The sequence below is a fragment of the Ruminococcus sp. AF37-20 genome, assembly GCF_003460465.1.
Taxonomy (GTDB): domain Bacteria; phylum Bacillota; class Clostridia; order Oscillospirales; family Ruminococcaceae; genus Hominimerdicola; species Hominimerdicola aceti.
Genome location: NZ_QTVE01000002.1, coordinates 166,509 through 192,398 on the forward strand (window position 1 = coordinate 166,509; position 25,890 = coordinate 192,398).

A 25,890-nucleotide genomic window follows, 5' to 3' on the forward strand; every position below is an offset into this window, starting at 1 on the left:
ACAGAAAAGTGCGGTAAAGGCGACCAAAAATCGCCAATACAGAACAAGAAATTCATCGCCGCAGGCGATACCATAATTCCTCACTCCTCATTCCTCATTCCTCATTCCTCATTAAGCTCACAGGTGCGTTTGTCCGTCCTTGAGAAATCCCAGATGATCGTAAGCAAGCTGTGTCGCCACACGTCCCCTAGGGGTCTTTGAGAGGAAACCTAACTGCATAAGATACGGCTCGCAAACGTCCTCAATGGTGACTGACTCCTCGCCGATAGCCGCCGCAAGGGTTTCAAGTCCCACTGGGCCGCCGTCATAGCCTTTTATTATCATTGTCAGCAGACGTTTGTCGAGAGAGTCAAGTCCCAGCTTGTCAACGTCCATTCTGTTGAGGGCTATCTTTGCAATGTCTGCGGTTATCCTGCCGTCGCCCATAACTTCGGCAAAATCCCTTACTCTTCTGAGAAAGCGGTTTGCTATTCTTGGAGTTCCTCTTGAACGCTTCGCTATCTCCTCTGCACCGTCATCATCACAAGCCACGCCAAGCAAAACTGCGGAACGCTTTACGATATCGGAAAGCTGTTCTGTATTGTAAAGCTCCAAACGCTGGATAACGCCAAAACGATCTCTCAGCGGTGCAGAAAGCGAGCCTGCTCTTGTGGTCGCACCTATAAGAGTGAACTTGTTAAGCTCGATCCTTATAGACCTTGCCGCAGGACCTTTGCCCATGATTATATCCAGGGCATAATCTTCAAGAGCGGGATAAAGAACTTCCTCCACCTGTCTTGAAAGGCGGTGAATCTCGTCTATAAAAAGCACATCGCCTTTTTCTAGGTTTGTGAGAAGTGCTGCAAGGTCGCCCGGCTTTTCAATGGCAGGTCCTGAGGTTATCCTGATATTCACTCCCATTTCGTGAGCGATTATGGCAGAAAGAGTGGTCTTGCCTAGTCCCGGTGGGCCGTAAAGCAGAACATGGTCAAGGCTGTCGCCCCTGTTTTTTGCCGCTTGTATATATATTTTCAGGTTCTCCTTGACCTTTTCCTGACCGATATACTCGTCAAGTGTTTTAGGTCTAAGGCTCACCTCGAAATCGTCAGTTGTTTCCGCCTGAGTTTCTTTCGGGGTGACTATCCTGTCTATATCAAAATCTCCTTTTTCGATCATTTATGGAGTTCTCCTCTCAAAATTTCGCAAGTCCGATAAGGGCTTTCTTTATAAGCTCTTCAACGCTCAAATTCGGGTCAAGCTTTGATATCACTGACATTGCTTCGCCCTCGGTATATCCAAGCACCACAAGGGCTGTGACAGCTTCTTCGACAGCTCCGCTTGGAACAGCCGCAAAGCCCTGAGCCGCATTTCCTCTGACGGATATGGTATTCTCTTTTGCCACCTTATCTTTAAGCTCGAGGACTATCCTTTGTGCTATCTTTGTACCGATACCCTTTATCTTTGTGAAAGCCTTTGAATCCCCCGTTGCAACCGCAAGCGCAAACTGTGACGGAGTGCAGGCTGAAAGTATGGCAAGACCTGCCTTCGGACCTACTCCGCTGACAGATATGAGCATACGGAAGCTTTTAAGCTCCTCCTTAGTTGCAAAGCCGAAAAGCTCCACCGCGTCCTCCCTTACGGAGAGGTGAGTGTAAAGCTTGACCTCGCTTTTTCCTGCAATCTGCTGCAAGGTGGAAAAAGTAGTTTTGCAGGCATAGCCCACGCCTGCACATTCTATTACGGCAAGGTCGCTCTCGGTATGAACGAGCTTTCCGCTAAGTGAATATATCATATTATTTCTCCTCAAAATTTTTCATAACACGCCTTGTGTTCACCGAAAGCCCGTGAGTTATAGCGATAGCCACTGCGTCCGCTGTATCGTCAGGCTTTGGGATAGCTTTAAGATGAAGCATGGTCTTTGTCATTTCCTGCACCTGCTTTTTCTCGGCACGTCCATAGCCGACTATGGAGCATTTCACCTGCAAAGGCGTATATTCATAGATTGGAATATTTCTTATTATGGCAGGAAGCAGGGTCACTCCCCTTGCCTGTGCAACGTCAATGGCGGTCTTTTCATTGGTATTGAAAAAAAGCTTTTCTATTCCCATTTCGTCAGGCATATAGGTAGTTATTATCTCGGTCATATCATCATAGATGACTTTCAGCCGTCTGTTGAAATCCATATCCGAAGAAGTGGTTATTGCACCGTAGTCAACAACAGTGAATTTTCCGCTGTTGTATTCAAGCACTCCGAATCCCACAATGGCGTAGCCCGGGTCGATACCAAGTATTCTCAAATCCACTCCTCCGTTCAATTTCAACGCTATCCTATAATGACCCTATTATAACAACTAATTATACCATATTTTTCGGTCAAATGCAAGCAAAACGCTGAGTTTTCACCTATTTCTCACAAGGCAAAAATGTAGAAATGCCACTTTGTGAAAAGTCTGTTTTTGGCTAAACTGACTATAGAACAAAACAGCGGTCATCAGGTATGCCCCTGACGCCGCTGTTATCTTTTTATGCTGTATTTTCTAAGCGGCGACTTCCACAATCTTTGGAGGATAAGACCATTGAGTGTGCCTGTGAGAATGCCGCTTATTATGAGATAAGGCAAAAGGCTGAACACCGCCCATGTGCCTGATATCACTGCCGCCGCACAGAGCTGTCCTATGTTATGAAAAAAGCCGCCGAAAACCGAAGTCACCCAAAGCTGGTTTTCACCAACTCTCGAAACCGCAATGCACATGGCGATATACGCTAAAATTCCGCCTGTGAGTGAGAACGCAAAGCTCACCACAGTTCCGTAAAGCCCTGCCGCAAGGACTATCCTCAAAAGCAGCACCAAGCCTGCTTCTTTTCTACCGACAAAAAGCATTGCTGCCATTGTGACGATATTTGCAAGCCCAAGCTTCATGCCGCCTATGGGCATAACAGGGAATTGTGCCTCCACCATGAAAATGATAAGTGACAAGGCGGTAAAAATTCCTATAAGGGTGATTTTTTGTACTGATATCTTCATGCTTCCACCCCTATATCACAGCGTCAGCAGAGGTCTCACCGACTATTTTTATCACAAGCTTGTGCGGTGCACAAATGACGGTCTGTCCTGCGTGGGATATCTTTCCTGCATGAACACAGGTCTGATTCGAGCAATCTGCGACTGACACCCAAATGCTTCCCTCGCCAACGGTTATGGTATTAGTGCCATTTTCTGTTTTTATCTCAAAGGAATACTCCTTATCGGGGGAAAGGTCAGAAACAGTCTTTATGAGCTTGCCGTTTTCATATATCTCGGCAGAATTTTCTCCGTTCTTTCCACCTGTGAGGAAAATAAACATCAGGCACGCAGCGATAACAGCCGCAAAAACTGCCGCCCATATGAGATTCTTTCTTCTTACCACTGCCGCACTCCCCTTTTTACAGTATATCTGTTGTTATGAGTATACCACAGCCGTTCTTTTTCGTCAAGACAAACGGCAAGTGTCTGATTTTTTGTACTTAAATATTACAGCAAGGTTACAATAAGGTACAAGATTTCGTACAGTTGTAACATTGCTGTAATTTTCATCGAAAAAGCCGAAAAAATTGTCGAAAATTTATCAAAATATCCTTATTCACTATTGATTTTTTGAATGGGGTGTGTTAAAATATAAGAGTTGGATATTCTATTGTTAAGAGTATGTGAACATTTGTTCTTTTTATAGACCGCCATAGCCTGCATTATATGGGCAGATTTAACGATTGCTTGGATGTATGTTAAATGATTTTAACCAAATCGTTGAAATTCTTGCTTTTTGCTTTTATTTTGCCTGTGGCTGTGGTATAATAATCTGAGCGTCGGCAGAGAGAAGCCGACAATCTCGTTAAGGAGTGTGTAAACTTGGAGAAGTTTGTTATACATGGAGGTAAGCCGCTGCATGGTACTGTGCAGATAAGCGGTGCAAAAAACGCTGCTGTTGCATTGGTTGCGGCAACTATCCTGTGCGACGAGCCGTGCGTTCTTGAGAACGTGCCTGAGATAAGCGATATAACTAAGTGCATGAAGATCCTGCGTGAAATGGGCGCAGAGGTCAGACTTTTAGATAAGAATACTATATATTTTGACACAAAGGGCATTGAAAAGCCTGAAGTGCCATATGAGCTTGCAAGAACCATGAGAGCGTCATGCTATTTTCTTGGCACGCTGCTTGGAAGATTTCACGAGGCTTTTGTTCCGATGCCGGGCGGCTGTGACCTTGGCGACAGACCTATAGATCAGCATTTGAAAGCATTCAAGGCGCTTGGTGCGTCTGACGAGATAGTGAACGGAGCTAATCATGTCACAGCAGACGAGCTTGTGGGCAATCAGATATACTTTGACTTTGTTACAGTTGGCGCAACTATGAATGCAATATTTGCCTCTGTAAAGGCAAAGGGGCTTACTATAATCGAAAATGCGGCGAAAGAGCCTCATATCGTTGACCTTGCGAACTTCCTTAACTCAATGGGTGCTGATATTAGAGGCGCAGGTACAGACGTTATCAAGATAAGAGGCGTTGATTACCTCAAAGGCGTTACCTATGCGACTATCCCTGACCAGATAGAGGCAGGCACTTATATGGTAGCGGCGGCTGCCACAAAGGGCGACGTTGTTATCGCAAATGTTATCCCTAAACACCTTGAGTCTATCACGGCAAAGCTCCGCAAGGTAGGCGTAAACGTTGAGGAAAGCGACGAGAGCGTTCATGTTTGGGTGGACGGTCCGCTCGTGAAAACTTCTATAAAAACTATGCCGCACCCTGGCTTCCCTACTGATATGCAGCCGCAGTTCTCAACACTGCTGACGCTTGCAGAGGGTACGAGCATCGTTACAGACGATATTTTTGACAACAGATTCAGATATGTGGCTGAGCTTAGAAGAATGGGCGCTGACATTTCTGTTGACGGCAAGGTGGCTGTTATTCAGGGCGTTGGCAAGCTCAAAGGCGCTCCTGTTGTGGCAACTGACCTGAGAGCAGGCGCTGCCATGGTGATAGCAGGACTTGCCGCAGAGGGCACTACTGAGATAGACAATATTTTCTACATCGAAAGAGGATATGAAAAGATAGATGAGAAGCTCAGAGGGCTTGGAGCTGACATTCAGCGTGTTTACAAGCCTGACGCTAACGAAATGGAGCTTAGCGGCTGATAAATATTGATAACACTGCGGCGGCATATTATTTGCCGCCGTTTTTTACAGCATTTGAGAGGACATGATATGGAGCTTTTTATTTCCGACCTTGACGGAACGCTGCTTAACGGCAATGCAGAGGTGACGGAGTTCACAAGAGACACTTTGAACAGGCTCATGGCAAAGGGGCTTAACTTCACTGCCGCCACTGCAAGGACGCTTGCTTCCGCAGGAAAAATACTTTCGGGGCTTGACCTGAAGCTTCCCGTTATACTTATGAACGGCGTGCTTATTTATGATATGGCGGAGAAAAAATACGTCAAGATAAACAGCCTTTCCAGGGAGCTTTGCGGTCTTATCATAGGTCTTTCAAAAGGGCTTGGTTTAGAGCCTTTTATGTACTCGGTTTCAGATAACCAGCTTTCCACAAGATATGAGAGGCTTATTTCACCTGCAATGGAGAGCTTTTACAACGAACGCAGAGAGAAATATTACAAGTCTTTCACGCAGGTCAGTGACCTTTCTCAGTACATCGACAATGTGATATACTTCACATTTATTGCAGAAAAAGAAAAACTTGTACCGCTGTATGACGCTCTTAAAGAAAATGAAAAGCTGAACATCACATACTATTATGATGTTTATGACCCCAAGCTTTGGTATCTTGAAGTGTTCTCTTCGGTGGCATCTAAGGAGCAGGGCGTGAGGTATCTTCGTGAGAATTACGGCTTTGACTTTGTAACGGCTTTTGGCGACAACACCAACGATCTGCCTATGTTCAAGGCTGCTGATAAAAGCGTGGCGGTAAAAAACGCCTGCAAAGAGGTGCTTGAAGGCTGTGACGAGGTGACAGGCTCAAATGAAGAAAACGGCGTTGCAGAGTATCTTCTGAAAACTTTTGAAAGGAATTAGTTATGGCAAGGATATATCCACTTTTTTCATCAAGCAAGGGCAACAGCTCTTTTATCGGCAACAGTGACGGCGGGATACTTGTTGACGCAGGAGTATCCTGCAAACGTCTTTGTGAGGCTTTGAAAGCTAACGAGATCGACCCTGCTGTGATACAGGGAATTTTTATCACACACACACATTCCGACCATGTTTCTGGGCTTAAAGTTCTCACTAAGAAATATCATATCCCTGTATTTGCCCAAAAGACCAATCTTGAGATACTTGTATCTGGCGGTAAAATAGACCCTGCCTGTGATGTCAACGAGGTGGACGGCAATGAAGTGTGCATAGGAGATTATGCCGTAAAAGGTTTTGCCACATTTCATGACACCCCTGCAAGCTGTGGATATCAGATAAAGACCCCCGACGGCAAGCAGGTGTGCGTATGCACCGACCTTGGCACTGTTACAAATGAGGTGGATATGCACCTGAGCGGTTCTGACCTTGTTTTGCTGGAGTCAAATTATGATGAGTCAATGTTGAAAAATGGACCTTATCCATACGAGCTGAAAAGGCGCATCGCTTCAGACCACGGCCACCTTTCAAACTCTGCCTGCGGAGAACAGCTAAAAAAGCTTATGACAGCAGGTACATATAAATTTATTTTAGGGCATTTAAGTCAGGAAAACAACACACCTTTGCAGGCTGAAAACTCGGCTGTGGGAGCACTTGGGGATTACGAGCGCAACAGCGACTATATTTTACATATAGCAAAGCCTGAGGGCAGCGGAATGGCGGTGGCATTTTGATAAGGATAAATCTTATTACAGTTGGAAAGCTGAAAGAAAAATACTGGCGTGACGCTGCGGCGGAATACTCAAAGCGGCTGGGGGCGTTCTGCAAGCTTGAAATAGTTGAGCTGAACGAGTCGAGGTTATCTGACAACCCCTCCGAAAAGGAGATAGCGGCGGCGCTTGAAAACGAGGCGAAAGCCATGAAAAGCTACACTGACATCAAAGGGGCTTTCAACATTGCCATGTGCATTGAGGGCAAGCAGCTTTCAAGTGAAAAGCTGTCCAAAAAGCTCAGCGAATGCGGTCTGAACGGATTCAGCACAGTGAATTTCATAATAGGCTCGTCATTCGGCATTGCCCCTGAGATAAAGGCGAAAGCTGACCTACGCTTATCAATGTCAGAAATGACATTTCCGCACCAGCTTGCAAGGATAATGCTTTTGGAGCAGATTTACAGGGCGTTTCAGATAAGTGCTAATACTAGGTATCATAAGTGAATTTCGGATATGACAAAGCCGCCGCAACCAAACTCGGTTGCGGCGGTAATTTTATCTGCTATGAATTTTTGTTCTTGCTGTAATACTCTGTCTGCTTATCGTAGACAACTTTCGGAGTGTAACGCTTTATCGCCTTATTGTTCACCTTGATGTCAAGCTTTTCTACCCAGCTTGTTAATTTCTTCTGAAATTCATCGCTCTTCATTTCTTTTAGAATATCTTCATGTTTGTCCTTGGCATATTCTGTATCTCTGCCCTTTATATCGCCCTTGATAAGAATGTAATATGCGTTATCGTCCTCATAAGCTGTTGCAACGTCTGTGCTCATACCGCTTACTTCTTTGAGTATTTTGCCGTTTACAGTGTCTTTCTGTGAATCGTCCATTGCACCGTAGTTCATCATTTTCTCATTTGCATATGGGTCAGGCTCTGATGATGAGCTGTCCGTTGACGAGTCGCTGTCTAAAGCGGAGCTTGAATCTGCTGTGCTGTCAGAAACTGAAGATGTGTCATCGCTTGCTGTGGAGCTTGTGTCGATGTCTGATACGGAAGATGTGTCGTCTGACGCTGTTGAACTGTCTGAGGCTGATGAATCGCTGTCAGCGGCGGAACTGGAATCTTTGGCTTTCTTTGAAGCAACGTAGTCGTTGTACTCGTCTATAATGCTATCGAAATCGTCAAACGAAACGCCCTGAGCCTTTTCAAGGAACTCATCTCTTTTTGCCTTGGCTTCCTCATTTGCAGCGGCTGCCGAATCTGTAGAGGAGTCAGTGGCTGATGATGAAGAATCAGTTGATGCTTTAGTTTTTGCAAAGGAAATGGACTTATATCTCAGGTAGTTATCATCAAGATACTTCACCATTTCATCGTCTGAAACGGCTTCCTCGCCGCCCTCTGCATAGTAGTGATCAAAAAGCTCTTCCCTCATTTTCGAGCCTTTGAGTGCAAGCTTTACAGATTCCTTTGAGATACCCTCTGACTCGTAAAACTCGCCCTGAGAATCCCATGTGCTGCTTATGCTGTTATTAATGGACTTTATATCCTCATCTGAAAGAGTAAGTCCAAGCTCGTTGAACTTGTCAACTACAGCCGCATACTCCTTAGTTGCAGTGAGAGCATAGTCTGAAAGATACTCGTCAAATGCCTTTCCGTCTATCTTCTGATCGAAATAGTCTTTTTTGATGCCTTTCTGATAATACATCATCGTCATTTGATATGACATTTCTGTAAGCTCATTATAAATGTAGATACCTGCGTTTATCTTGCTGTCACCTACTGTCATCACATAGCTTGTGTCCGAGCAAGAGGTAAGGCTCGCAGTACAAAGCAATGCGGCAGTAAGAGCAGCCGTTATTTTTTTAGCTTTAGCCATTTTATTATCCATTCCCTTTCCGAAAAAATCGTCTTACTAACAGGCAGAAAACCGCCTTAACTTTTACATTATACTACATTTGAGCCTATAAGTCAAGTGGATATGTGTCTCTCACACGCAAAAACGGACGATCACTGACCGTCCGTTGTAATGCACTGATATTTTATCTATTGCTATTTCCTGTTTTTATGTCTTTCCAATTTACTTGCGTACATTATCTTATCCGCCTGTGTAAACATATCTTCAAGCTCGTGGATATCTGTTATATGTTTACAAATACCGCCTATACTGACGCTGACCTCAAACTCGTTACCTGCAAACCTGTTATATACCCTAAGCCGGTCGTTGACCCTTGCAGAAAATCGTTCAGGATAGTTGTTGTTATAGTCATTACAGCCTATCACCACAAACTCATCGCCGCCTACCCTTGCACATATCTCATGATTTTTTGTCGATGCCAAAACTGCGTCTGCGATCGCTTTTATTGCAATATCACCGCAGTTATGGCCAAAATTATCATTTATCTTTTTAAGGCAGTCCAGATCGCAGACAGCAATAAAAGCCTTATTTTTCGGATCTGACATTCTGTCAATAACAAACTGGATATTTTTCTCAATGCCTATTCTCGAATAAACACCTGTCATAGCGTCACGGACTGCAAGATTAGCTATGGAATTTTGTATCCGCATTGATTCCAGAGCATTGCTTACATGATTTGTCCAATTACGATAAGTGATATCTATCGTTTTTATTTCGTCACCGTAAGACAACACAGCATAGCCATAGCACCGATCTATAAAATGTACTGGGGTGATAAAGAATGCACAATGGCTTTCACGCTCTTCATCCAGATCAGGAAATATCTCTTTGAGTTCAAAAGGATCATGGAGAGTTCTGCTTTTGCCGTCAACGTTTCTTATATAAAGCACCATATTTTCTGTATATTTTTTTTGAACAGCGGAGAGCTCACCTACTATCTCATGCTCTCCAAGGCAATCCTCATTAAGGCAGAGATAATATCTCTTCTGATCAATGATAAGATAGAGAAAATATTGTATCCTGGCCATCAGATCATCGGGATCTTTAGAGCAAGCCATTATATCGGTCATACTGCTGTCCAAAAAGTCATGATAATTCATCTTGTTCTGAGGAGATAGCAAATCATGTTTTGTATAGCTGTAATCCTCATGACAGCCACAGGAAGCACCTATCTCCACCTTGCCGCCGTCCTCCAAAAGGCCCTGCGGTTCAATGCCTTTGATCCTTGCTTCAATGGTCATTACTGCGTTCACACCGGTTTCAAAGATCGGCGGTGAGCACGAGGTTATAGCTGGCACGCAATGGATAGCCTCGTCTATTGCGTCATAACCTGCAACTATCATATCCTCAGGCACGCTCAAACCGTTTTTCTGATATTCATGTACAACGCCTATAGCCATATAATCTCCACAGCAAACGATAGCGTCAGGCTTTTTACGTCTGCCATAGATGATATTATTTGCCACCTCTGCCGCTTTATCATACCAGAAGCCTCCGTCAAAGCAGACAAAGTCCGGATCATACTCTATGCCATGCTTTTCAAGGGCACGCTTATATCCCGCAAGCCGTTCACGAGTGGTGGCAGTCTCCAGCGGACCGCTCAAAAAAAGTATCTTCCTGCATCCATGGACCTCGATAAGATGTTCTGTGAGTTGCATAAAAGGTATTTCGTCACGGGTATAAATACTTTCATAGTCCTTATAGCTTCCATCTATAAAAACCACAGGAACATGACATTTCTCATCTATATCCCTGCATATTTTGTCAAAAAGCCCAGGCATTTTTAATGTATCTGCCAAAACGATAACGCCATCGAGCTTATCATAATTTATAGCGTCATATATCTGCATTTCTCCAACAGACACTGCTTTTAAGAATGACTCTTTGACAAAGCTTGTGAAGATAAGCACATCATAGTCAAGCTGAAAAGCCTTTGTCATTATGCCTTTCAGCAATCTTTCCTGATAATAGCTTTCTGCTTCAGACAATATCACTCCAATGCGTTTTCTTCCCAAAATGTCTCACCTTCCCTATAATGTCGCATTTAGACGCACTGCACCCTACAGTTATTCAAATATTATATCACATTTGCCTTGAGTTGTCAAAGGCATTTTGTGAATTTTCGTAAACATTTTAACGGCTATTTTATTTTTGCGGTAAAATTATTAAGCTGTTTTCAATATTACCAATGCATATATTTGATTAAATTTGTTACAAATAAACTAAATAATTCACTTAATCGCTTTCTGAATTGCGAAAATTTTCGGTAACATGGAATATTGTTAATAAAGCATCGCAGAGACAACTTTTTTTTACACAGTACTTCTGAATAAGAAAAGAACAAAAAAGTTTCAAAAATGTCTTGACAAGTAAAAGATCATATGGTATAATATTAAAGTCGCTTAGGTAATGTGACATATATGAAAATAATAAACTGGAGAAGTCGCCTAGCCCGGTTTATGGCGCACGACTGGAACTCGTGTATGGGTTAATAGCTCATCGAGGGTTCGAATCCCTCCTTCTCCGCCAAAAGTCCACCGTAATTTTGATAGAATTGCGGTGAATTTTTATGCTATAATGAGTTAGACAAATCGGAATTTATGGAGAAAAATGAAGTATGGAACTGTGGGACGCTTATGATAGAGATTTCAAAAAGATTCAAGGTGTAACTCTGGTTCGAGGAGAGGCAATTCCGGAAGGTTTTTTTCATTTGGTCTGTGAAATAATCGTTAGACATATAGATGGAAGTTATCTCATCATGCAAAGGGATAAAAGAAAGCATTTGGGCGGAATGTGGGAGGCTACAGCGGGTGGTTCTGCTTTACAAGGTGAAGCCCCTGTAACCTGTGCCGCTAGAGAACTTCATGAAGAAACGGGAATTACCTCCGATAATTTAGTGGAAATAGGAAGGGTGCTCCACCACAACCATAAATCGTTTTATGTGGAGTATCTTTGCATTACGGATATAGATAAGGATAGTATCGTTTTGCAAGAAGGAGAAACATCTAATTATAAATGGATTACGGCTGATAGATTGCTAAAACTGTCCAGGGATGAGTTGGCAACGCAGCGTATTCTAAATTTCATTGAAGAACTTAATTTATAAATTCTGGTTTGACGTGGAGTGGCAGTGGAGTTGTCAAAAACAATGCACCCCCTCAAATCGAGAACTGCACCCCCCTCTGAACCGAAGTTGCACCCCCTTTGATGGTTTCTATCAAAATTACGGTTCTTTGCCAAAAAGTCTCGTAAACACGTTGTTTGCGAGACTTTTTATTTTCTAAAGATATGACACGCAGAAAAACTTAATAAAGCAAAAAAATCGGACAGCCCGAAGACTGTCCGATTGAATGTTTTTGTGATTATTCTATGGTCGTGATGTCGCTTCCGAACCAAGTTGTTGATATCTCAGCAAGCTTGCCGTCCTGCTTCATTTCGTGAAGGATCTCCTCGATCTTGTCGCAAAGTGCCTGATCACCAAGTCTGAAGCCGATAGCGTACTCCTCTGGGTCAAGGCCGTCAGGAAGCACCTTGTAATCCTTGCCTGATGTGGATATCTCGTAGTTTGCAACTACTGAGTCAAGGAACGCTGCGTCTACCATGTTAAGCTCCAACTGCTGGAGGGCTTCAACATTTGTTGCAAGCTCTGTTGTTGTCGCACCATTTGCTACAACGTCAGATGCAAGAAGTGTTTCCTGTGCTGTTGAGCCGTTCTGTACGGCAATGTTCTTGCCTGCAAGATCAGCCTGTGAAGCAACATCGCTTGAGCCGTTTACAACGAACACCATTTCATTCTTCATGTAAGGCTCACTCATGAGCATTACTTTCTTTCTCTCATCGCTGACAGAAAGGCCGTTCCAGATACAATCTATTGTGCCTGCATTAAGGTCCTGTTCCTTTGTATCCCAGTTTACAGAGTAAGTTTCAAGCTCTACACCAAGTCTTGAGCAAACTTCCTTTGCAACGTCGATATCAAAGCCTACGATGTTGTCGTTCTCGTCTGTGTAGCCCATTGGCTTGAATGTTGGGTCAAGACCAAGCACAAGCTTGCCTGAATCAAGAACCTTCTGAAGTGAATTATCCTCGCCTGTTGCAGCGGCTGTGCTGTTTGTGCCTACTGCTGATGAAGAATCAGATGTGCTTCCGCAGCCTACAGCCAAAAGCATCATGGCAGCAGCGGAAAGTGATGCGATAGTCTTAAAAATAGATCTTTTCATTATTAACTTCCTTTCGGGTATCGTCAAAATACCATTTCATACGTTTTAACACTTTAATATAATAACATATTATAACGTCACTGTCAATTATCATTATTGCCCAAACCTTTGCAGGCTGTGGGTGCTTTTTCATAGAAAATGACCGCAGATAGGCAAAAATCAGCACTTACCAAGCTTTTTCGCTCTTTCCATAAATCTTGCATACTTGCCTATTACCGCTTCTCCCTGTGTGATACCTGCATTTTTCAGTATCTCCAAAGGCTTTTCGGGATAGTCAGCTGTGTATTCAAGCTCCAACTCATAGTCTGTCAAGCCGAGATATTCGCTTTTGTCAAGGCATATCTCAACATGGTCGAAATCGGTGCAGAGCTTGCGCTGAGTATACAAAGAACCTGCAAGGTCAGCGGCAGGGAAATCTCTCCCCACAAGCTGTGAAAGCTCCTGTGCGGTGAGCTTTTCTGGCAGGCTGTCAAGCTGTTGTTCATACTCTTTTTTCACATGAAGTGCACCGTTTTCGGAGATAGGTGCTTTAAGCTGCAAAAAATATTTTTCGCCTATCTGCCTGACACGTATACTTGTCATGCCTGAATCTCTTTGCGGGATATAATAAAAATTGGTCTGCTCTATTATTTTGCCCCACTGAAAAAGCTTTTCGGCGGTGTTATATTGTTCTTTTGTGAGAGAAATTTTTATCTCACGCTCTATATTTTCGCTCATGATATCCTCCTGCTTTAATACTTTATTTTATTATAACAATATCACAATACAATGTCAACATGAATATGGTTGACAAAATCCCATAAAAATAGTAGAATTTAATTAGTAATTTGATTATTTTAAGGAGAGTTTGAGATGTCAAGAATATTGACGCCACAGCAGAAGATAGAGCGGAGCATCGTTACTGATTTTCGCAGAGATATATGGAACAAATTCGTTATGGGATATGAGCGTTACGATATGATAAAGTCGGGGGACAAAATAGCGGTGTGCATATCAGGCGGCAAGGACTCAATGCTTCTTGCTAAGTGTATGCAGCATTTGCAGAAATATCAGGGCATGGACATAGGGCTAGAATTTATTGTAATGAACCCAGGCTACAGCGACGCAAACAGGCAGAGGATAATCGACAATGCAAAGCTTATGGGCATACCCATAAAGATGTTTGAAACAAAGGTCTTTGACATTGCATACAACACAAAACGCAACCCATGCTATCTTTGTGCAAGAATGAGGCGTGGCTGGCTTTACAAATTTGCGCAGGATCTTGGGTGCAACAAGATAGCTTTGGGACATCATTTTGATGATGTTATAGAAACCATACTCATGAGCATGGTATACGGAGGACAGATTCAGACTATGATGCCGAAGCTACACTCGAGGAACTACGCAGGCATGGAGCTTATCAGACCCCTGTACATGGTGAAAGAGGCGGACATTATCCGCTGGGTGGAGCAGAACGATCTGCATTTTATCCGATGTGCCTGCCGTTTCACTGAGAGCTACGAGGGGTTAAAGAAAAAGGGTGAGGTATCAAAGCGGCAAGAAATGAAGGAGCTTATAGCAAAGTTTCGTGCCACCAATCCCAACATCGAAAACAATATTTTCAAGAGCGTTTATAACGTCAATCTGCGCACTGTGATACAATACGAATACAAGGGCAAGAAGTACAATTTTATGGACACATATGATGATTACAACCCAAGCGTTCAGGCAGATGACGATGATGATGAGGGAATAGAGTAAAAAAGTTGTGAAAAGGGCTTGACAAAGCGGCAGAGATAGTGTATAATATATTACTGTAATTGGTTTGCTGCTATGGCTCAGTAGGTAGAGCACGTCCTTGGTAAGGACGAGGTCACCGGTTCAAGCCCGGTTAGCAGCTCCAGCAGGTGCTTGCACCTGCACCCAGATCCGCTATCATTTATGGTAGCGGATTTTTTTGTCGCCGCCCATGGGTACGATACCCTACACACAAAAAAACACCGCCCGAACTCCTCGGACGGTGTTATATTTTTATCTCGTATTACAGATTTGTATACTCCATAAGGCTCTTATCCACCTCACGGGCAACATCTCTGCCCTCTCTGATAGCCCATACTACAAGTGACTGTCCTCTGCGCACGTCACCTGCCGCAAAGACGTTCTTCACGTTCGTCTGATGTGTGCCGTCGGCTGTTGCGATATTCGTTCTGCCGTCTACCTCAACGCCAAAAGCCTTTGTGAGATAGCTTTCAGATCCCAGAAAGCCTGCCGCAATAAGAACAAGCTCGGTTTCTACCTTGTATTCGCTGCCCTCAACAGGCTTCATTATCGTTCTGCCTGACTTAGGGTCTTTCTCCGGGGAGAGCTTTACAAGCACTGCGCCCTTAAGATTGCCCTTTTTGTCTTTGAGAAACTCCTTGACAGTTGTCTGATAAACTCTCGGGTCATGACCGAACACACCGATAGCTTCCTCCTGACCGTAATCTGTCTTGCAGACCATTGGCCACTGCGGCCATGGGTTGTTCTCGGCTCTCGTGTCAGGAAGCTTTGGCATCATTTCAAGCTGCAAAACGCTCTTTGCGCCATGTCTTACGCTTGTACCAACGCAGTCATTTCCCGTATCTCCGCCACCTATTACCATGACGTTCTTGCCCTTTGCGGAAATGTGGTTTTTATCCGTCAGACCGCCGTTCAGCAGCGCCTTAGTTGTGGATTTCAGAAAATCCACTGCAAAATAGATACCCTTTGCATCTCTGCCCTCGGCTTTTATATCTCTAGGGTTTGAAGCACCACAACAAAGTATTACTCTGTCGAAGTCCTTGAGAAGCTCAGCCGCTGTGATATCCTTGCCCACATTAACGCCTGTGCGGAACTCGATGCCCTCTTCTTTCATTATGTTTATCTTGCGCTCGATTATCTGCTTTTCAAGCTTCATGTTCGGTATGCCGTACATAAGCAGACCGCCCACTCTGTCCTCACGCTCGAAAACTGTTACACTGTGACCTCTCTGATTGAGCTGGTCAGCGGCAGCAAGACCTGACGGGCCTGAGCCTATAACAGCGATAGTCTTTCCTGTTCTTACCTTTGGCACTCTTGCTGAAGCATATCCGCAGGCATAAGCATTTTCGATAATGCCGTATTCGTTAGCCTTTGTGGTAACAGCGTCGCCATTAGCTCCGCAGGTGCAGGCTTTTTCGCAAAGTGCAGGACAAACTCTTGATGTGAACTCAGGAAAATTGTTCGTCATATGAAGTCTGTAATATGCCTGCTCCCAGTTGCCCTTGTATATAAGGTCGTTCCATTCAGGGATAAGATTGTTAAGCGGACAGCCTGAAAATGCGTTGCCTATCTTCATTCCTGCCTGACAGAACGGCACACCGCAGTCCATACATCTTGCACCCTGCTTCTGCTGCTCCTCCTTTGAAAGAGGAGTGTGAAATTCATTAAAATTCTTTATACGTTCCTCAACGGAGAACGCTGCTGCGTCCTCACGCTTATAGTCCATAAAACCAGTTGGCTTTCCCATATCTCAACTATACTTGCTTTCACGGCAAGTATATCCTCCTTTCGATTTTAAAAGTACAATATCTCATGTGCGCAGGCTTACTGCTTGCCGTTGATGATCTGATAGAATGCTTCTATCTGCGCCTGATCGCTGCTCATACCCTTTTCTTCCATTGAAGCTATAGCAGACATCATCTTCTTGTAATCGTGAGGGATTATCTTCTTGAACTTAGGCAGATATTCCTCAAAGTTATCAAGAATACGCTTGCCCTTTTCAGAGCCTGTTGCGTCAACGTGCTGCTGGATAAGGTCTTTGAGCTGAATTATATCGTACTTCTCCTTGACCTCAGAGAAAAGTACCATTTCCTTGTTGAGTCTTGTGTAAAGGTGTCTGTCCTCGTCAAGAACGTAAGCTACACCGCCCGACATACCTGCCGCAAAGTTTTTGCCCGTCTTGCCGATAACTACCACACAGCCGCCTGTCATATACTCACAGCCGTGGTCGCCAACGCCCTCGACAACTGCCACTGCGCCTGAGTTTCTTACGCAGAAACGCTCGCCTGCAACACCGTCGATGAATGCCTTACCGCTTGTTGCGCCGTAAAGTGCAACATTACCGATAATGATATTGTCCTCGGCTTTGAAAGTGGAATCCTTCGGAGGATAAACAACGAGCTTACCGCCTGAAAGTCCCTTGCCGAAATAATCGTTAGAGTCGCCCACAAGCTCGAGGGTCAAGCCGTTCGGGATAAATGCGCCGAAGCTCTGTCCGCCTGAGCCGTTGCAGACTATCTTGTATGTATCGTCAGCAAGTGTGTTATAATACTTTCTTGTTATCTCTGAGCCGAAGATAGTACCGAATGAACGGTCTGTGTTCTTGACATTTACTGTGATAGACTTCTTCTCACCACTCTTAAGATTTTTCTCAAACTCCTTCATGAGTACCTTTTCATCAAGAGTGTTTTCAAGCTTGAAGTCATACTTGGATTTCTTGTTGTATTCTACCTTTTCTGAAACGTAATCAGAGTTGATGATATTAGAAAGGTCAACTTGTGCCGCAGTGCCAGTGATACCAGCCTTTGGCTTGATAAGGTCAATTCTTCCCACAAGCTCGTCAACTGTTCTTACGCCAAGCTTTGACATATATTCTCTAAGCTCAGAAGCCACGAATATCATAAAGTTCATTACATATTCAGGCTTGCCGGGGAACTTCTTTCTAAGCTCTGGGTTCTGTGTTGCAACACCAAATGGGCAAGTATCAAGATTACATACTCTCATCATTGCACAGCCAAGCGTTATCAGCGGAGCTGTTGCAAAGCCGAACTCCTCTGCGCCAAGGATCGCTGCGACAACAACGTCACGGCCTGTCATGAGCTTTCCGTCTGTTTCGATAACGACCTTGTTTCTAAGACCGTTCTTGATAAGGGTCTGATGTGCTTCTGCAAGTCCAAGCTCCCATGGAAGTCCTGCATTGTAGATAGAGTTTCTCGGAGCCGCACCTGTACCGCCGTCATAGCCTGAGATAAGGATAACACCTGCGCCTGCCTTTGCAACGCCTGCCGCAACTGTACCAACACCGCACTCAGAAACGAGCTTTACAGAAATTCTTGCGTTCTTGTTTGCGTTTTTCAGGTCATAGATAAGCTGAGCCAAGTCCTCGATAGAGTAGATATCGTGGTGTGGCGGAGGTGAGATAAGCGACACGCCAGGTGTGGAGTGTCTTGTTTTAGCTATCCATGGATAAACCTTTTTGCCGGGGAGATGACCGCCCTCGCCAGGCTTTGCTCCCTGTGCCATTTTTATCTGTATCTCATCAGCAGATGTGAGGTATCTTGAAGTTACACCGAAACGTCCCGAAGCCACCTGCTTGATAGCTGAACATCTGTCCTCAGAAGTACCCTTTGTGAGCAGTCTGTCAAGGCTCTCACCGCCCTCGCCTGAGTTTGACTTGCCGTGAAGTCTGTTCATTGCGACAGCAAGTGCTTCATGAGCTTCCTGCGAGATAGAGCCGTAGGACATAGCGCCCGTCTTAAATCTTCTTACAATAGAGTCAACGCTCTCAACTTCCTCCAGCGGAACAGGATTTTCAGCAAAGTTGAAATCCATAAGACCTCTGATGTTCACAGGGTCCATTTCCTCAGAGATAAGCTTTGAATACTTCTTGTATGTTTCATAGTCGCCGGTCCTTGCAGCCTGCTGGAGCAGATAGATAGACTGAGGATTGTAGAGATGCTCCTCCTTGCCGCTTCTGAACTTGTGGCTTCCTCTTGATTCAAGCTCTGTGTCTGTGCCAAGTCCAAGAGGGTCAAAGGCTGATGTATGAAGTCTGTCAACGTTTTTCTCGATGTCAGATATTGTGATACCGCCTATCCTGCTGACAGTACCTGTGAAATACTTGTTTATAACGTCCTGACCGATACCGATAGCCTCGAATATCTGTGAGCCTTGATATGACTGTATAGTAGAGATACCCATTTTTGAAGCTATTTTTACGATACCATGGAGAACAGCCGCATTATAATCGTCAACAGCGGCATAGTAATCCTTATCGAGAAGGTCGTCAGCAATAAGCTCGTGGATAGTTTCCTGAGCAAGATAAGGGTTGATAGCGGAAGCACCGTAGCCAAGCAGTGTTGCAAAGTGATGAACCTCTCTAGGCTCGCCGCTTTCGAGGATAATAGCAAGAGATGTTCTCTTCTTTGTAACAACAAGGTGCTGATGAAGCGCTGATACTGCAAGCAGTGACGGGATAGCAAGGTGGTTCTCGTCAACTCCCCTGTCTGAAAGGATAAGGATATTTGCGCCCTCGCTGAACGCCTTGTCTGCTTCTATATAAAGTCTGTTTATAGCCTTTTCAAGTCTTGTGTTCTTATAATAAAGTATAGGGATAACAGCTACCTTAAAGCCGGGAATGTGCATATTCTTTATTTTAAGGATATCTGTTGAGGTAAGGATAGGGTCGTGTATCTTCATTACCTTGCAATTTTCAGGCTTTTCTTCAAGAATGTTACCGTCCTCGCCGATATAGACAGTTGTGGAAGTAACTATTTCCTCTCTGATAGCGTCTATAGGCGGATTTGTTACCTGTGCAAAGAGCTGTTTGAAGTAATTGAACAGCGGCTGAGGCTCTTTTGAAAGCACTGCAAGTGGGCTGTCTGTACCCATAGCGGCAATAGACTCAGAGCCGTTCTTTGCCATTGGCAGGATAGAGGTCATAACGTCCTCATAGGTATAGCCAAAAGCTTTCTGAAGTCTTTGTCTTTCCTCGTAGCCGTGTTCCTCTACCTTGATGTTTGGTATCTTAAGGTCTTTAAGTCTGACAAGGTTGCTGTCAAGCCACTCGCCGTAAGGCTGCTTTGAAGCATAGTATTCCTTAAGCTCGTCATCGTCGATAACTCTGCCCTGAACAGTATCAACAAGAAGCATTTTGCCTGGGCGAAGTCTTTCCTTTTCAACGATATTGTCTGACGGGATAGGGAGTGCTCCAACCTCAGATGAAAGGATAAGATTGCCGTCCTTTGTGATATAATATCTTGACGGACGCAGACCGTTTCTGTCAAGCACTGCACCCATGATATCTCCGTCAGAGAAAAGGATAGAAGCAGGTCCGTCCCATGGCTCCATCATAGTTGCGTAATACTGATAGAAGTCTTTCTTAGCCTGACTCATCGTGCCGTTGTTATCCCATGGCTCAGGGATCGTTATCATGACAGCCAGTGGCAGATCCATTCCACTCATGACCAAAAATTCAAGTGTATTGTCGAGCATTGCAGAGTCAGAGCCTTCTGTGTTTACAACAGGTGTGACCTTATCAAGGTCGCCCTTTAAATGCTCGGACTTCATCGTTTCCTCACGAGCGAGCATTTTATCAGCATTGCCTCTGATAGTGTTTATCTCACCGTTGTGAACGATCATTCTGTTAGGATGCGCCCTCTGCCAGCTTGGATTTGTGTTGGTAGAAAATCTTGAATGTACCATAGCGATAGCAGACTCGTAGTCCTTATCCTGAAGGTCAGGGAAGAACTTTCTGAGATCCTGCACAAGGAACATTCCTTTATATACTATAGTTCTGCTTGAAAGTGATACAACGTAGGTGTCCTCATTCGACTGCTCGAACACACGTCTTGCAACATACAGCTTACGGTCAAAGTCAAGGCCCTTTTTAACGCCCTTTGGACGCTTGATGAAGCACTGCATTATGGCAGGCATACACTCTACAGCTCTCTTGCCAAGCACCTCAGGCTTTGCAGGAACGACTCTCCAGCCAAGGATCTCCAGACCCTCTTTTTCGGCGATTATCTCAAACATCTTCTTTGCCTGATTTCTCGCAAGCTCGTTCTGTGGGAAGAAGAACATACCAACAGCATAATCTCTCTCCTCGCCAAGCGTGATGCCAAGCTCAGCGGCAGCGATCTTCTTGAAGAATTTATGTGAGATCTGAAGCAGGATACCTACTCCGTCACCTGTTTTGCCCTCTGCGTCCTTACCTGCACGATGCTCAAGCGTTTCAACGATAGTCAGTGCATTTGCAACAGTATCGTGGGTCTTTTTGCCCTTAATGTTCACAACAGCACCTATTCCGCAGTTATCATGCTCGAATTTCGGTGAATACAGGCTTTTTACATTAGTCATATCCTCCATGCGTTCCATTTTTATCACCCTTTCCTGCCAAACTGTAAAAAAATTATAGCTTATCGTTCAGCAACGTATGTTATTTCACGGCTCATAGCCGATTTTTAGCTGTTTTTAACAAAAAATTTGCAGGAAGAAATTAAAATCCTGCAATCCTGCATAAGTGCAAACAAACTCAAAGCGTGGTTTTTCGCACAAATGCAAGAAAATAGCCTTTTGCCGTCTTTTTTGACAGCTTAATCATTATAACACACATTACAGCAAAATGCAAGAGCGAATGATAAAACTTGCATAAAATCATTATTAATTTTTAGTTAATCGGTATATATATATAACTTATGATTTCATATTGCTTTCCTAGGTAAACCTCGCAAACTAACGTAACAACGCTCTTTTCAGCTTCTTTATAGCCATTTTCAGCGGTGAATCATACTCTTTGTAAAAATGCTGATAATCCTTAGAATTGTTCCAGTTGCCGCCCCATTTCCAGCCGTGACGCTTAAAAATGCAATAGCAAAGGTCTGTTCTGTCAATCTTGTGATCAAAAGCCTTGTCACGGTCTGCATACTCTGCAGCATTGGCAGGCATGACCTTATCCCCCACTATATAAGGATTTATAAGAGGGTTTATGTCTATCGCCCTGCCGTAGCTGTGAGCCGAAATAGTGTTGGTATCAGCCACCACCCTATAGTTGAAGGCAGAGGAGTTGTTATCCGCCATTGACCTTTCATCATCAGCGTCATACTCGTCCACGAGCCTGATTTTTTCTATCTCATAACCGCCCTCGAAAAGCTCATAGAAAATATCAAGAACCTCCAGCGCAAGCTTCCTCGCCACGATAAGCTCCCCCGACTGCACCTTATGCTCAAAGTCATAATACCTCACACGCAGATAGGCAAGGTCGCCCGGCTTCACATAGGGATTTTCCTTATAGGAAACGCCTTTGATACGCTCTATCACCTCGTTTGGAAGCTCCTCAGCCGTAAAGCCCTCTCTGTATAATATCTTTTCCATAAAAACACTCCTTACAAAAAGCGGTCAAGGCATGATACCTTGACCGTCCTTATTATTTATCCGCAGACTTGTAGTACATAACAACAGGCGTACCGTAAGGCACGTTGTCATAAACATATTTGGCGTCGTCATAGCTCATATTTATACAGCCGTGAGAGCCGTTGTATTTGTATATCTCACCGCCGAAATATCCGCCTCGCCACGTTGAATCGTGAAGACCTATTCCGCAGAGAGAAACGTTGTTCCAGAAGTTGCACTTTGTATCCCACTCGTCACCGTCGGCATTTGTGTCTTTCATACGCTTGTTGGTCTCTTTTGACCAAAGCTTATAAACACCGGGGAGAGTTGTTCTCGCCTTAGATGTGGTCTGACCTGAAACTATATAGGTATCAAGCTTTTTCTTGCCCTTTTCATAATACCACAAGTGCTGGTCGGTAAGGTCTATCTCAATATAAGTGTCGCCTATATCATCGTCTTTGCTTCTCGCAGACTCAACGCCTGTAAAGTCATAATAACCGGTACTGTAATAGATAGGGTCTACCTTGTCAACGCTCTCGCCCTTTTCAAGCATATCCACAAGATCGTCACAAGTCTTTTCCTGATCTATCCACCAGCCGTATTTAGCATCAGAGCTTGTCGGCACGATTATGTCGCCCTGCAAAGTGGCGTGGAATTTTCTCTTAGTATTATATGTATCATACTTCTTTGCGAGCTTTTCCACATACTCCATGGCTTTCTTTCTGTCCACAGTGTAGCTTCCGTCATCTTTGAGCTTTATCATCTTCATAAGCTCCTCTCCCGTGAGAGTTTCTGTGGTGTAGTCAAAATCGTATGTGACAGAAAGCTGGAAAACATCATTTCGTTTCTTGCAATCGTCCTCAAGGTCTGCGCTCTTCACCTTTGGAAGGGAATAACAACCTGTGTCCTTGTCAAGCTCAACGCTAAGCTCACCTGACGCCACGCTTTGCGTAACATAAGCTTCAAGCTTTTTCATATCGGTTATCTTGTTTCCCTGCACCTCAGGGGTGATAACATAAGCCGTCTTATCCTCGTTAAGACCAAGCTTTGCATCAGCAGTTTCAACATCGCCCCAGTTTGCTTTCTCCACAAGCTTTTGTAGCTTCTCAACATCAAATGTGATGTCCTCATTAAAGCTATAGGTGGAGTTCTGTATAAATCCAGAGAACCATGTTTTTCTGTTCACGCTGTCATAGACCTTCTGAAGCTCGTCCTTGCCGCTTAGTCTGTAATCAAAATCAGCCGTCTTGAAAACAACAGGCGTGCCGTCGATAGTTTTGACCGTAAGCTCATAAGGCATATCATTCACCCCGAGCAGGTCGCAAGCCTGTTCAAATGTCCTTCCGCCCACGTCAACGCCATTCACTGTTGTGCCGCTCAGAAATCTGTTGCTATAGTAAGCTCTTCCAATGAAATATCCTCCGCCCACAACTATCACGATAGCCGCTGCCGCAGTGCCGCAGATAATGCCGATATTGTTGCGTTTTTTCTTTCTTTTCTTGTTCTTTGACGAACCTTTGGCAGAGCTGTTTTTCTTCACAGATGCCGCAGTCTTTTTCTTTATTTTTGTGGAATTTTCCGTCATCAATTATCCTCCTGTACAAAATGACGTTCGGCATTTGCCGACAATGTATCAAGAATAATTATATCATGCTTTTTTCCTTTTGTCTATAGGATAGACTGAAAAATTTGTCACAAAAAGAGTGCCGGATATTCTTATTTAATGTACAAATAAACGTACTGCAAACAAACTACACGCAAACACAGTAAAAAAAATATCGGGCAGATAACTCCACCCGATACAATATCAGTCTTTTATATACTTGTCCTTGACCTCGCTGTAGGTCTTGCAGAAGCGGTCATGGGAGATATACGCTCCCCAGCTCATGTTATCGTCCACCTGAGGATCCATAACATATACTTGACCGTTTATCGTTACCTCCACCCACATATGATAGCCGTAACCGCCTGCCGCCATAGCGGTCTTGCCGTCAACGGTCTTTGCGTCAAAGCCTATGTAGTTAAGCATTGCGGCGTAAACGTAAGAATATTCTGTGCAAGTGCCGTAACCGTCCTCCAGAACAGCCTTGACAGGATTTGCCCAGCCGCCGTAATCGTAGACCGTGTTCTTTATAATATAATCGTAGCAAGCCACAGCCTTTTCGTAGTTTGTCATATCATCTGATATTATCTTATCGAGATATTTCAGAAGTATCTTTTCTTCCTTTGCACTGAGCGTTGCCTTTGGGGTAAGCACTGCAGAATTAAGTCGCTGTGCAGGTGTCTTGCCGTTGTCGATAACAGGCGCAGTGGTTGTAGTTGTAACAGGCTTTTTAGTTGTTGTCACCTTAGCGGTGGTAGTCTTTTTCTTGGTAGTAGTCACCGCAGGCGTTGTGGTCGTAACAGGGGCAGTTGTTGTCTTTGCAGTGGTAGTAGTTTTTGCAGTAGTAGTTTTCGCTGTTGTAGTCTTTTTTGTAGCCTTTGAGGCAACAGTATCGCTGTCAGTAGTGCTGACAGGTGCGGAAGTAACAGCAGAAACCTTTGTTTCAGGCTTTGAAGCCTGCTGAGTTTTCTTTGTCAAAAGGCTTACTGATATGCTAGGCTTTGTGTCAGCGGAAGTCACGCTCTGCACTGCGGTCACTGACGCCGGCTTCTGTGCTGTAATAGAAGTTGTAACGCTGTCTGACATCAAAGTTGTTTTGCCAGTTGACTTAGTTGTTTCACTTTTGGCAGTTTTTACAGCCTTTACAGCCTCGGTCTGAGAATTTTTCGCAGTTTCCTTGACGGCTGATGTTGTAAGAACAGTTGTGATATTCCCGATCTGCTCAGATGTTTCCTTGTCAGAAACAGCAGAAATGACCTTTGCATTTTCAGGTGGCATGACTGCACATGGCTGGATAACGTTTTTATCAAGTGTCGCAAAAGTCACAGCAGATACTGTCACAACTCCGCAGGCAGAAAGCACAGCCACACAGCGGGATATCCCCGACTTCAAATAACCCAATTCAGAACGCTCCTTTCAAATGTGATAAACTACACCATATTATAATGAATAAGGTTACAAAAGTCAAGGGGCATTGTAATCAAATTGTAATTTTCAAGCCGTTTTTTCGCTCGTTTATGAAGTTTATATGAACGTCGAGTTACAACCATTGTACATTTTATATCCCAGGAACGACAATAAGGGTTCTATTTTTATCACTTTTAACAAATTTCGCAAAACTTTTATTAATAATACCGAAAAACGGACACCTGCGTTACAAAAGCCCATATTTTCCACGATATTTTACATATCTATCCACAAAATCACCCACGCAAAAAAAGAACGCTGACACAAGCCAACGTTCCCTTTTTGAAGTATATGAAGTATATATGGAGAAAAAAGTATATGTGTAAATTTCATCTTTTTGTCTTTCTCTTATTGTATTTACATCATACTCCGCCAATGTGACAGTTTTATGATAATGTGCTGAAAACTAATACACAAAAAATAAGTGCAAAAAAACGCCTGCCATATGACAGACGTTTTCTCTTAGTTTAAGTAAATTACTCAGCCTGAGGTGCTCCTACAGGGCAAGTACCTGCACAAGAACCGCAGTCGATGCACTCGTCAGCGTTAATAGCACACTTACCGTCAGCCTCGGAGATAGCTCCTACTGGACAGGCGTCCATGCAAGCGCCGCAGCCGATGCACTCATCACTAATCTTATAAGCCATTTTCACAGACCTCCTTGCATAAATTCTACAAGTATCATATCAAATACTATACTTATATAATAACACATTTTCTGAAAAA

The 25,890-nt window shown here is 44.0% G+C and carries 22 protein-coding genes and 2 tRNA genes; 8 read left to right on the plus strand and 16 right to left on the minus strand.

Translation table 11 applies throughout. The features are described 5' to 3' along the window. Positions 1-117: 117 nt before the first annotated feature. From ruvB to DW015_RS01980, 5 genes are all read right to left on the minus strand, one after another. Positions 118-1,155: a Holliday junction branch migration DNA helicase RuvB gene (gene ruvB, locus DW015_RS01960; RefSeq protein WP_117856641.1), complete on the minus strand. Its 1,038-nt coding sequence runs from the start codon at positions 1,153-1,155 to the stop codon at positions 118-120. 16 nt (positions 1,156-1,171) lie between these two features. Next, complete coding sequence (gene ruvA, locus DW015_RS01965) at positions 1,172-1,771, minus strand: Holliday junction branch migration protein RuvA (RefSeq protein WP_117903806.1); 600 nt, start codon at positions 1,769-1,771, stop codon at positions 1,172-1,174. A gap of 1 nt (position 1,772) precedes the next feature. Then, the gene (gene ruvC, locus DW015_RS01970) at positions 1,773-2,276 is read right to left on the minus strand and encodes a crossover junction endodeoxyribonuclease RuvC (RefSeq protein ID WP_117903808.1); all 504 of its coding nucleotides are present in this window, start codon (positions 2,274-2,276) and stop codon (positions 1,773-1,775) included. 218 nt (positions 2,277-2,494) lie between these two features. Then, positions 2,495-3,004, minus strand: a complete 510-nt coding sequence (locus DW015_RS01975; protein ID WP_117903810.1) for a Gx transporter family protein — start codon at positions 3,002-3,004, stop codon at positions 2,495-2,497. A 10-nt stretch (positions 3,005-3,014) separates the two neighbouring features. After that, positions 3,015-3,386: a NusG domain II-containing protein gene (locus DW015_RS01980; protein WP_117903812.1), complete on the minus strand. Its 372-nt coding sequence runs from the start codon at positions 3,384-3,386 to the stop codon at positions 3,015-3,017. Between the two features lie 479 nt (positions 3,387-3,865). On the opposite strand from DW015_RS01980, the gene DW015_RS01985 reads away from it, so the two are divergent. The 4 genes from DW015_RS01985 (at position 3,866) to rlmH (ending at position 7,316) form a co-directional block, all read left to right on the plus strand. Next, positions 3,866-5,152 (plus strand): UDP-N-acetylglucosamine 1-carboxyvinyltransferase, encoded by a 1,287-nt coding sequence (locus tag DW015_RS01985; RefSeq protein ID WP_046441649.1) that lies wholly within the window; start codon positions 3,866-3,868, stop codon positions 5,150-5,152. A 69-nt stretch (positions 5,153-5,221) separates the two neighbouring features. Beyond that, positions 5,222-6,046, plus strand: a complete 825-nt coding sequence (locus DW015_RS01990; RefSeq protein WP_117903814.1) for an HAD family hydrolase — start codon at positions 5,222-5,224, stop codon at positions 6,044-6,046. Between the two features lie 2 nt (positions 6,047-6,048). Continuing rightward, on the plus strand, positions 6,049-6,834 hold the full coding sequence (locus DW015_RS01995) for an MBL fold metallo-hydrolase (protein WP_117903815.1): 786 nt from the start codon (positions 6,049-6,051) through the stop codon (positions 6,832-6,834). Beyond that, entirely contained in the window at positions 6,831-7,316 is a 486-nt protein-coding gene (gene rlmH, locus DW015_RS02000; RefSeq protein ID WP_117903817.1) for a 23S rRNA (pseudouridine(1915)-N(3))-methyltransferase RlmH, read from the plus strand. The genes DW015_RS01995 and rlmH overlap by 4 nt, the downstream gene beginning before the upstream one ends. Before the next feature lie 58 nt (positions 7,317-7,374). On the opposite strand, the gene DW015_RS02005 is transcribed toward rlmH, so the two are convergent. Next, the gene (locus DW015_RS02005; RefSeq protein WP_147338126.1) at positions 7,375-8,688 is read right to left on the minus strand and encodes a hypothetical protein; all 1,314 of its coding nucleotides are present in this window, start codon (positions 8,686-8,688) and stop codon (positions 7,375-7,377) included. A gap of 173 nt (positions 8,689-8,861) precedes the next feature. Continuing rightward, positions 8,862-10,721, minus strand: coding sequence for a GGDEF domain-containing protein (locus DW015_RS02010; RefSeq protein ID WP_207659345.1), 1,860 nt, complete (start codon positions 10,719-10,721; stop codon positions 8,862-8,864). 442 nt (positions 10,722-11,163) lie between these two features. On the opposite strand from DW015_RS02010, the gene DW015_RS02015 reads away from it, so the two are divergent. Then, positions 11,164-11,256 (plus strand) — tRNA-Ser (locus DW015_RS02015). Positions 11,257-11,344: 88 nt separating this feature from the next. Continuing rightward, positions 11,345-11,833 (plus strand): NUDIX domain-containing protein, encoded by a 489-nt coding sequence (locus DW015_RS02020; protein ID WP_117856663.1) that lies wholly within the window; start codon positions 11,345-11,347, stop codon positions 11,831-11,833. A 256-nt stretch (positions 11,834-12,089) separates the two neighbouring features. On the opposite strand, the gene DW015_RS02025 is transcribed toward DW015_RS02020, so the two are convergent. The 3 genes from DW015_RS02025 to DW015_RS02030 are packed head-to-tail and all read right to left on the minus strand — an operon-like array spanning position 12,090 to position 13,661. Continuing rightward, positions 12,090-12,944, minus strand: coding sequence for an amino acid ABC transporter substrate-binding protein (locus DW015_RS02025; RefSeq protein ID WP_117903823.1), 855 nt, complete (start codon positions 12,942-12,944; stop codon positions 12,090-12,092). Beyond that, positions 12,925-13,077, minus strand: coding sequence for a hypothetical protein (locus DW015_RS13560; RefSeq protein WP_181979662.1), 153 nt, complete (start codon positions 13,075-13,077; stop codon positions 12,925-12,927). The genes DW015_RS02025 and DW015_RS13560 overlap by 20 nt, the downstream gene beginning before the upstream one ends. Positions 13,078-13,103: 26 nt before the next feature. Continuing rightward, positions 13,104-13,661, minus strand: a complete 558-nt coding sequence (locus DW015_RS02030) for a CYTH domain-containing protein (RefSeq protein WP_117903825.1) — start codon at positions 13,659-13,661, stop codon at positions 13,104-13,106. A gap of 135 nt (positions 13,662-13,796) precedes the next feature. Here DW015_RS02030 and DW015_RS02035 point away from each other — a divergent pair, with 135 nt between their 5' ends. Together DW015_RS02035 and DW015_RS02040 are read left to right on the plus strand one after the other, a co-directional pair. Beyond that, the gene (locus DW015_RS02035) at positions 13,797-14,687 is read left to right on the plus strand and encodes an ATP-binding protein (protein WP_117903827.1); all 891 of its coding nucleotides are present in this window, start codon (positions 13,797-13,799) and stop codon (positions 14,685-14,687) included. 66 nt (positions 14,688-14,753) lie between these two features. Then, positions 14,754-14,829, plus strand: a tRNA-Thr gene (locus tag DW015_RS02040). 138 nt (positions 14,830-14,967) lie between these two features. Here the strand turns inward: DW015_RS02040 and DW015_RS02045 are convergent. The 6 genes from DW015_RS02045 to DW015_RS02070 all read right to left on the minus strand — a co-directional run bounded on the left by DW015_RS02045 (position 14,968) and on the right by DW015_RS02070 (position 25,811). Beyond that, the gene (locus DW015_RS02045) at positions 14,968-16,452 is read right to left on the minus strand and encodes a glutamate synthase subunit beta (protein WP_117903829.1); all 1,485 of its coding nucleotides are present in this window, start codon (positions 16,450-16,452) and stop codon (positions 14,968-14,970) included. A 77-nt stretch (positions 16,453-16,529) separates the two neighbouring features. After that, positions 16,530-21,080, minus strand: a complete 4,551-nt coding sequence (gltB, locus tag DW015_RS02050) for a glutamate synthase large subunit (RefSeq protein ID WP_117903831.1) — start codon at positions 21,078-21,080, stop codon at positions 16,530-16,532. 357 nt (positions 21,081-21,437) lie between these two features. After that, positions 21,438-22,076 (minus strand): M15 family metallopeptidase, encoded by a 639-nt coding sequence (locus tag DW015_RS02055; protein ID WP_117903833.1) that lies wholly within the window; start codon positions 22,074-22,076, stop codon positions 21,438-21,440. Between the two features lie 52 nt (positions 22,077-22,128). Continuing rightward, positions 22,129-23,679: a L,D-transpeptidase family protein gene (locus DW015_RS02060; RefSeq protein ID WP_117903835.1), complete on the minus strand. Its 1,551-nt coding sequence runs from the start codon at positions 23,677-23,679 to the stop codon at positions 22,129-22,131. Between the two features lie 222 nt (positions 23,680-23,901). Next, entirely contained in the window at positions 23,902-25,098 is a 1,197-nt protein-coding gene (locus tag DW015_RS02065; protein ID WP_117903837.1) for a transglutaminase-like domain-containing protein, read from the minus strand. 542 nt (positions 25,099-25,640) lie between these two features. Further along, positions 25,641-25,811: a 4Fe-4S binding protein gene (locus tag DW015_RS02070; protein ID WP_022287477.1), complete on the minus strand. Its 171-nt coding sequence runs from the start codon at positions 25,809-25,811 to the stop codon at positions 25,641-25,643. Positions 25,812-25,890 lie beyond the last annotated feature (79 nt).

Bases quoted from the DNA above. Each gene is read 5' to 3' on its own strand.
- DW015_RS02020 (WP_117856663.1), top strand. From the start codon at position 11,345: ATGGAACTGTGGGACGCTTATGATAGAGATTTCAAAAAGATTCAAGGT.
- DW015_RS02030 (WP_117903825.1), bottom strand. From the start codon at position 13,661: ATGAGCGAAAATATAGAGCGTGAGATAAAAATTTCTCTCACAAAAGAA.
- DW015_RS01975 (WP_117903810.1), bottom strand. From the start codon at position 3,004: ATGAAGATATCAGTACAAAAAATCACCCTTATAGGAATTTTTACCGCC.
- ruvA (WP_117903806.1), bottom strand. From the start codon at position 1,771: ATGATATATTCACTTAGCGGAAAGCTCGTTCATACCGAGAGCGACCTT.
- DW015_RS01990 (WP_117903814.1), top strand. From the start codon at position 5,222: ATGGAGCTTTTTATTTCCGACCTTGACGGAACGCTGCTTAACGGCAAT.
- DW015_RS02060 (WP_117903835.1), bottom strand. From the start codon at position 23,679: ATGACGGAAAATTCCACAAAAATAAAGAAAAAGACTGCGGCATCTGTG.
- DW015_RS02005 (WP_147338126.1), bottom strand. From the start codon at position 8,688: ATGGCTAAAGCTAAAAAAATAACGGCTGCTCTTACTGCCGCATTGCTT.
- DW015_RS02035 (WP_117903827.1), top strand. From the start codon at position 13,797: ATGTCAAGAATATTGACGCCACAGCAGAAGATAGAGCGGAGCATCGTT.
- DW015_RS02070 (WP_022287477.1), bottom strand. From the start codon at position 25,811: ATGGCTTATAAGATTAGTGATGAGTGCATCGGCTGCGGCGCTTGCATG.
- DW015_RS13560 (WP_181979662.1), bottom strand. From the start codon at position 13,077: ATGAAAAAGCACCCACAGCCTGCAAAGGTTTGGGCAATAATGATAATT.
- DW015_RS02025 (WP_117903823.1), bottom strand. From the start codon at position 12,944: ATGAAAAGATCTATTTTTAAGACTATCGCATCACTTTCCGCTGCTGCC.
- ruvB (WP_117856641.1), bottom strand. From the start codon at position 1,155: ATGATCGAAAAAGGAGATTTTGATATAGACAGGATAGTCACCCCGAAA.
- DW015_RS01995 (WP_117903815.1), top strand. From the start codon at position 6,049: ATGGCAAGGATATATCCACTTTTTTCATCAAGCAAGGGCAACAGCTCT.
- gltB (WP_117903831.1), bottom strand. From the start codon at position 21,080: ATGGAACGCATGGAGGATATGACTAATGTAAAAAGCCTGTATTCACCG.
- DW015_RS02055 (WP_117903833.1), bottom strand. From the start codon at position 22,076: ATGGAAAAGATATTATACAGAGAGGGCTTTACGGCTGAGGAGCTTCCA.
- DW015_RS02045 (WP_117903829.1), bottom strand. From the start codon at position 16,452: ATGGGAAAGCCAACTGGTTTTATGGACTATAAGCGTGAGGACGCAGCA.